Genomic DNA, 6,393 nt, shown 5'->3' with positions numbered 1-6,393 from the left:
CCCTCGGTGCTCCCGGCCCCGGGCGCACCTGCTCAGCTCAGACGGAGTCCGCGAGCGCCTGCGCGATCGTGGTGGCCGGGCGCCCGAGCAGGGTCTGCAGATCCCTGCTGTCTGACTCCAGGGCGCCGTCGGCGATCCCGCGGTCCATCTCGGCGACGAACCCGGCGACCTGCTCCGGCAGCCCGGCCTGCTGCAGGACCTGGGCGTACTCCTCGACGGTCTGATCGATGTAGTCGACCTCGCGCTCGAGCAGCCCGCCGATGCGCGCAGCGATCTCGGGGTAGCTCAGGGCAGGGTCGCCGGCCAGCTCGTGGACTCGGCCCTCCTGGGCCTCCATCGTGATCACGGCCGCGGCGGCCTCGGCGTAGTCCCTGCGCGCGGCCCCGTTCACACGGGCCGTTCCGGCGGCCCCGAACATCTTCCCGTACTCGCGGGCCGGGGCGATCGCCGAGGCGTAGTTCTCCCAGTACCAGCCGTTGCGCAGCAGCACGTGGCCGATGCCGGACTCGGCCAGCAGCTGCTCGGTCTCCCGATGCTCGGGGGCCAGGTTCAGGGTCGAGGTCTCGACACCCAGCAGCGACGTGTAGGCGATCAGCTGCACACCGGCCGCCTGAGCAGCCTGGATGACGTTGGAGTGCTGCGCCACGCGCTTGCCGATCTCGCTGCCGGAGACCATCACCAGGCGCTGCACGCCCTCCAGAGCGGCCTTCAGGGCGTCGGCGTCCTCGTAGGCGGCGACCGCGACCCGGACACCGCGGTCGGCGAGGTCCTGCGCCTTGTCGGCATTGCGCACGACGGCGACGATCTCCTCCGGCGCGACCTGGCGCTCGATGAGGGACTCGATGACGAGACGGCCCAGCTGGCCGGTGGCTCCCGTGACTGCGATGCTCATGATGATCTCCTTCGGTGTGGGTGTTCCTCCGAACCGTAGCACTTACTTTTCGTGAGCACTTTGGATTGTCATGCGCCGTCACATCGGATAGCGCTGCCGATACAGTGGAGGACATGGCAGCGCAGAAGACGACACCAGGATCCGAGCACAGGCAGGCCGCGCAGCCGTCGGCCGAGCTCGGCGCGGACGTCATGGCGAAGGCCTGTGCGTCGCGCTCGGTGCTGCATCACGTCACGGGCCGATGGGGCGCCCTCACCATGGTCGCGCTCTTCCGCAGGGAGGGCCCTGCGCGCTTCGGCGAGCTGCGCCGGGCCATCGAGGGGATCAGCGACCGCATGCTCTCCCAGACCCTCAGCGAGCTCGCGCACGACGGCCTGGTGGTGCGAACCGTGCACAGCGCCATCCCGCCGCACGTGGACTACGCCCTGACGGAGCTCGGCACGGCCGTGGCCGAGCCTCTCATTGCGCTCATCACCACGATCGAGGCGGATCTGCCCGCCGTGCTGGAGGCCCGGAAGGAGCACGACGACTGCGCGTGACCAGCCCGCGCAGTCGTCGTCGGCAGCCGTCGATCTCGGCCCCACAGGCCTGGGACCGTCAGGCCACCTGCCGGCCCGTCGCCGATCTGCGCTTCACCGACCGGCGCTGTCCGCTCCTGCGGCGGCCTCGTCAGGCGTGTACCCCTCGTAGATCTGCTGATCCACGAGCTCCGCGCGCGACATCGGCATCAGATCCAGACAGCTCTGTGCCGACCGGCCCGCCTGTTCCGAGCAGTCCACGCTCAGGCTGCTCACCCCGGATTCGGCCTGGTCAGGGGTGTAGCCCTCATAGACGAGCTGATCGACCAGCCCGGAGCGGCTGAAGCCGGGCATGTCGATGTAGCTCTGTGCACTTCCAGCGGCCTGCTGGGCGTAATCCACGGTCAGCCCATCCACAGCCGCCGTCGCCGCGCCCTGCGGCACAGCCCAGGGGCCGCCTGCGGAGGCGTCCTCGCCGAACGGGTTCTGACCGACCTCCGCCGGCACCGGGACCTCGCCCGGGGCCGGGCCGACGCCCGACTCCTCGGCGAAGGGGTCCTGCCCGACGTCCGCCGGGACAGGAGTCTCGTCCGGAGCCGGCCCGGCGGAAGGATCCTGAGCCTCGGTCGGAGTCCGCCTCGGTGGCAGGTTCATCGGCCGAATCGGAGGGTGACGGCGTGGCGGACCCGGAAGGCGTCTCGGTCTTGGTCGGCTCAGCGCTCGACGAGGACGAGGCAGAAGCGGAGGACGTCGAGTCCTTCTCGGCATCCTCCCCCGAGCCGCAGGCGCTGAGCAGCAGCACGGCGGCCAGTCCCGTTGCGATCCCTGCGGTGGTCCTGCGGACGCGCTGTCCCATGGCTGCTGTGCTCCTCGGCGATGAAGTGAGGCCTCGGATCGCACCGAAGATCAGCGCCCCCCCGAAGCGGATGATATGGATTGCATCGCATCTTCAGGGGCAGGATGGGGCGCTTGCCCAGCAATCCTCCGCGGGACTTCGGCGGCGCCGCGTAGCCTTCGGAGTATGACGAACGAGCACTTCGCAGGAGACGACCGAAGCCACTGGCAGCGCATGCTCGACGGCGACCCATACATCGCCGACGGCCCCGAGTTCGCTGAAGCCTCCCGCCGCGCCACTCGCCTCTCCGATACCTTCCACCGCGCCGTCGTCGACGTCGATCCCGGCTCCCGCGAGCTGCTCCAGGAGCTGCTCGGGCACCTGGGCGAGGATGCGACCGTGCGTCCCCCGCTCTATGTGGACTACGGCAGCCGCATCAGCATCGGCGCCCGGTCCTTTGTGAACTTCAACCTCACCGCCTTGGACGTCGCGCCGATCACCATCGGGGAGGACTGTCAGCTCGGTCCCAACGTCCAGCTGCTGACTCCCACGCACCCTGTGGAGCCCGGACCCCGCCGGGACAAGCTCGAGGCCGCCGAGCCGATCACGCTGGGCGACAACGTCTGGCTCGGCGGCGGTGTGATCGTGTGCCCCGGCGTGAGCATCGGCGAGAACACCGTGGTGGGCGCCGGATCCGTGGTCACCAAGGACCTGCCCGCGAACGTGATCGCCGTCGGCAACCCCGCCAAGGTCATCCGCCAGATCCCGAGCGCCTGAGACCGCGGCTGATCTCAAGCGCGGCCCGGCGCCAGGCCTTCCGGAACGGGGAAGGCCGCAGATGCCTCAGAGGCCCAGCTGATCCGCGGCCGATGCTGCCTGTTCCGGGGTGTAGCCCCCGAAGACGAGCTGATCGATCAGACCGGAGCGGGACATCGGAGACAGATCCAGGTAACTCTGCCCAGATTCGACGGCCTCCTGGGTGTAGTCCACGCTCAAGGCCGAGACCCCGGCCTCAGCCTGCTGCGGGGTGTAGCCGTCGAAGATCAGCTGATCGACCAGCCCGGAGCGGCTGAAACCCATCAGATCCACATAGTCCTGCCCGGACTGGGCGGCCTGCTCGGAATAGTCCACCGACAGGGAGTCGACGGCCGTCGTCGCCTCTGACGTCGTGTAGCCCTCGTACTCGAGCTGGTCGATCAGACCGCTGCGCGAGAAGGACGTGAACCTCAGGTAGTCCTGGGCCACGGCGGCGGCACCACCCTGGGCCGTACCTGCTCCCCCCGTGCCGTCCGAGGTGCCCGCTCCCGGTGCGGCGCCGTCTGCTGCTGCGTCCTCGGCGAAGGGATCCTCGCCGATATCCGCCGGCACGGGGACCTCGCCCTCGCGCGGACCAGGGGTGTAGTCCTCCGTCGGATCGGCGGCAGGGGTCGCCTCCGGCGTGGTCGCCTCCGGCGTGGTCGGCACCGGCGTGGTCGGCTCGGGGCTGGGCTCTGCCGTCTCGGTCGGCGATGCGCTCGCCGCAGCCGTCTGCGTGGGCTCCGAGGCGCTCGCCTCCGACGAGCTCGAAGCGGAGGACGAGGAGCTGGCCGAGGCCTCCGGATCATCACCCGCCCCGCACGCGCTGAGCAGCAGCATGGCCGCCAGACCCGTCGTGACCGCTGCACTGATCCTGCGCTGTCCGAGTCCCATGTCCGCTCCGCTCGTGTCTGCTCGTCCGATGGACCCACCCGCCACGGCGCCTGGTGCGGCCATATGAGAGGTCATGTGCATTCCATCACATATCAGCCGGCGCTACGGCCATCGCACCGCGGCCGGCGTCAGGGCCGCGCGTACCGTCATCGCATCAGCCCGTCGCACCGCCTCATAGGCCCCCTCTGTGACTCTTGCCGGTAAATGGCGGGGTTCTGTTGATGCTTCGTAGCGGCCTCAGGTGGTACCGATGACGAGGGTGCTGGCGGCTGCTTCGATGACATCGTTGGTGATGGTGTCGAGCTCGTTGATCTTCATGACGCGCTCGATCTGCGAGAGGAGCCTCTCCAGCAGTCGGAAGTTCCCGCGGGTAATGCGGGTGATGGCTGCGATGGCCTGAGCGTCGGTGAAGTCTTCGGGGTCGAGGGTCTTGCCCAGGGAGCGCCAGTGACGCTGGAGGACGAACAGCAGCTCGTCCGTGCCCAGGGGTCGGTATTGGTGGGCGAAGCCGACACGACTGTAGAACTGCGGGTAGTGACTGAACTGCTTCTCCAGCCCAGGCATGCCGATCAGGATCAGAGCGATGTTGTCGCGGTCGTAGCGATCGCGCAGCAGCTCCAGCGCGGTGGGGAGGAGCCGTTCGGACTCATCGACGATCACCAGCTGCACGTGGTTCCTGTCGTGCCGCCATCCCCACGACTGCGAGGTGATCTGGCCGATCGCCTCCAGGTGCTGCTCGATGCAGATGTTGGTGCGGGTGATGGCCTGGTCCAGTTCGTCCTTGAGCACCCGTGGGGTGGTGAGCACGCTGGGGGTGTAGAGCACGGTACGACTCCGAGCCAGGGCGGCGTAGACCTTGGCGTCGCTGTCGGCGCGCGGCCCCCAGTTGGTCAGCAGGTCGTAGGCCTTTTCCCAGTGTGCGTAGCGACGCGCGGACAGCGTCTTACCCACCCCGGCCGGTCCGAAGCACAGGCCGATGGTGTGGCCGCGGCGCACAGCGTAGGCGAACTCGGTGAAGCGGCGGTGCTCCTTGGTGACGATGAAGCGCTGGCTCACATCAGGTCCTCCCTGTAGACCTTCAGCTTCCGCCTCGGTGCTGGCGCGGGGGCCGGCGGCTCGGCTGTCGGCGGCGCCTCGGTGGTGTGTGCGGCTACGACGGCGATGCGTTCATTGATACCTTGGCGCAGGGCTCGGCGGCGGGCGTTGCGGGCAGCCTGGATCTCCTTGAGGCCGATCTTCTGGGCCTGGTGCTCCTGGTTCACGGCCTTGCAGAGAAACTCGTCATGGTCAAAGACGCGGATCTCGGTGATATCGCGCGGGTCGTAGCGGATCACCACGGGCCGTCCGACGTAGCCGGCCAGCGTCGGGGAGACGTAGCGCAGCCCCTGGAAGCGGATGCCATCGCGGTGCACCACCCGGGACTGGGCAACCGTGAGCAGCAGCCCGTCGAGATCTTCGAGGCTCTCGGGCATGCGCGGCAGCCAGCCCTCGGCGATCCACGCACTGCGCGGCGAGGTGTCAAGCTCGCTGTGCGACCGGTCGTTGTAGGTGGCCACGAACCCCTCCAGGGCGCTGTCGAGCTCGGCCAGCGACAGCTTCGGCGTCGGAGCAAGGTGGCCCTCGGTGATGTAGCCGGGCAGTTCAGCGAGAAGCTCGGTGTTGACGGTGCCGAGGAACCGTTCGATCTTGCCGCGGCCCTGGGGGCGGGCGACGGTGGAGTGGATCAGCCGTATATGGAGGTCGACGGTGGTGCGGGTGAGGTGGTGGCTGATGAAGTCGCTGCCGTGGTCGACGTAGAGCACGTCCGGCAGGCCGCACATCGGCCACGCCGGGTCGGGCTTGTGCCAGATCGCCTGCCTCAGCGCCAGCGCAGTGTTCATCGCCGAGGGCGCACCGAGAAAGACGGTGTAGCCGCAGATCGCGCGGGAGCAATCGTCAATGATCGCCGTCAGCCACGGCCGGGCGGGCTTGCCGTCGGTGCCCACCACGAGGATGTCGAGCAACGTGTGGTCGCTCGGCCACATCGCATTCGGGTGCTCGGCCTGCCGGCGCAACACCAGCTCGTACTTGTCACGGTAGGACCCCGCGCCCTCCAGGGCGAGAGTGACCATTCCCGGATCCAGGGCCGCCACGATCGAGCGGACCACGCCGTAGGAAGGCACCGGCCACCCTCGGGTACCGCAGATACGGGTGACCCCGCGGTGGAGAGTGGCGATCGCGGGGCGGGGTTTGCTCAGCGCCAGGCCCTCGATCAACCGCACGAGTTCCGCGGGAAAATGGTGAGTACCGGCATCCGAGCGCTGTCCTGTGCTCAGGCCCGCATACCCGTCAATGCGGTAGCGGGCGTGCCAGCGCTCCAAGGTGCGCAGCCCGATCCCGGTCTCGCGGGCCAGGGCGGTCAGCGCGATGCCGTCCTCGACGTGCAGCCGCAGGATGCGCCACCGCGCCGCCCCGTCCAT

At 68.9% G+C, this 6,393-nt stretch carries 7 protein-coding genes; 2 read left to right on the top strand and 5 right to left on the bottom strand.

Annotated features, from left to right (window positions below):
* Positions 1-37: 37 nt before the first annotated feature.
* Positions 38-892 carry an SDR family oxidoreductase gene (locus M3E84_RS07400; protein WP_259895568.1) on the bottom strand — a complete coding sequence of 285 codons (855 nt, stop codon included), beginning with the start codon at positions 890-892 and terminating at the stop codon, positions 38-40.
* 113 nt (positions 893-1,005) lie between these two features.
* Here M3E84_RS07400 and M3E84_RS07395 point away from each other — a divergent pair, with 113 nt between their 5' ends.
* Entirely contained in the window at positions 1,006-1,431 is a 426-nt protein-coding gene (locus M3E84_RS07395) for a helix-turn-helix domain-containing protein (protein WP_259895567.1), read from the top strand.
* Positions 1,432-1,524: 93 nt separating this feature from the next.
* On the opposite strand, the gene M3E84_RS07390 is transcribed toward M3E84_RS07395, so the two are convergent.
* Positions 1,525-2,064, bottom strand: a complete 540-nt coding sequence (locus M3E84_RS07390; RefSeq protein WP_259895566.1) for an Ltp family lipoprotein — start codon at positions 2,062-2,064, stop codon at positions 1,525-1,527.
* Positions 2,065-2,431: 367 nt separating this feature from the next.
* Between M3E84_RS07390 and M3E84_RS07385 the strand changes: the two genes are divergently transcribed.
* Complete coding sequence (locus tag M3E84_RS07385; protein ID WP_259895565.1) at positions 2,432-3,022, top strand: sugar O-acetyltransferase; 591 nt, start codon at positions 2,432-2,434, stop codon at positions 3,020-3,022.
* Between the two features lie 66 nt (positions 3,023-3,088).
* Here the strand turns inward: M3E84_RS07385 and M3E84_RS07380 are convergent, their stop codons facing one another.
* From M3E84_RS07380 to M3E84_RS07370, 3 genes are all read right to left on the bottom strand, one after another.
* Complete coding sequence (locus M3E84_RS07380) at positions 3,089-3,934, bottom strand: Ltp family lipoprotein (RefSeq protein ID WP_259895564.1); 846 nt, start codon at positions 3,932-3,934, stop codon at positions 3,089-3,091.
* A gap of 237 nt (positions 3,935-4,171) precedes the next feature.
* Positions 4,172-4,990, bottom strand: coding sequence for an AAA family ATPase (locus M3E84_RS07375; protein WP_259895563.1), 819 nt, complete (start codon positions 4,988-4,990; stop codon positions 4,172-4,174).
* Complete coding sequence (locus tag M3E84_RS07370) at positions 4,987-6,393, bottom strand: Mu transposase C-terminal domain-containing protein (RefSeq protein WP_259895562.1); 1,407 nt, start codon at positions 6,391-6,393, stop codon at positions 4,987-4,989. The genes M3E84_RS07375 and M3E84_RS07370 overlap by 4 nt, the downstream gene beginning before the upstream one ends.

This window comes from Kocuria sp. p3-SID1428 (assembly GCF_025149945.1).
Lineage (GTDB): Bacteria > Actinomycetota > Actinomycetes > Actinomycetales > Micrococcaceae > Kocuria.
The sequence above is the reverse complement of the archived record's forward strand: the minus strand, read 5'-3'. Positions and strand labels throughout refer to the sequence as shown.

What these genes read in the sequence shown, in the direction of transcription:
- M3E84_RS07400 (WP_259895568.1), bottom strand. Translation starts at nt 892, where the DNA reads ATGAGCATCGCAGTCACGGGAGCCACCGGCCAGCTGGGCCGTCTCGTC.
- M3E84_RS07395 (WP_259895567.1), top strand. Translation starts at nt 1,006, where the DNA reads ATGGCAGCGCAGAAGACGACACCAGGATCCGAGCACAGGCAGGCCGCG.
- M3E84_RS07390 (WP_259895566.1), bottom strand. Translation starts at nt 2,064, where the DNA reads ATGAACCTGCCACCGAGGCGGACTCCGACCGAGGCTCAGGATCCTTCC.
- M3E84_RS07385 (WP_259895565.1), top strand. Translation starts at nt 2,432, where the DNA reads ATGACGAACGAGCACTTCGCAGGAGACGACCGAAGCCACTGGCAGCGC.
- M3E84_RS07380 (WP_259895564.1), bottom strand. Translation starts at nt 3,934, where the DNA reads ATGGGACTCGGACAGCGCAGGATCAGTGCAGCGGTCACGACGGGTCTG.
- M3E84_RS07370 (WP_259895562.1), bottom strand. Translation starts at nt 6,393, where the DNA reads ATGGACGGGGCGGCGCGGTGGCGCATCCTGCGGCTGCACGTCGAGGAC.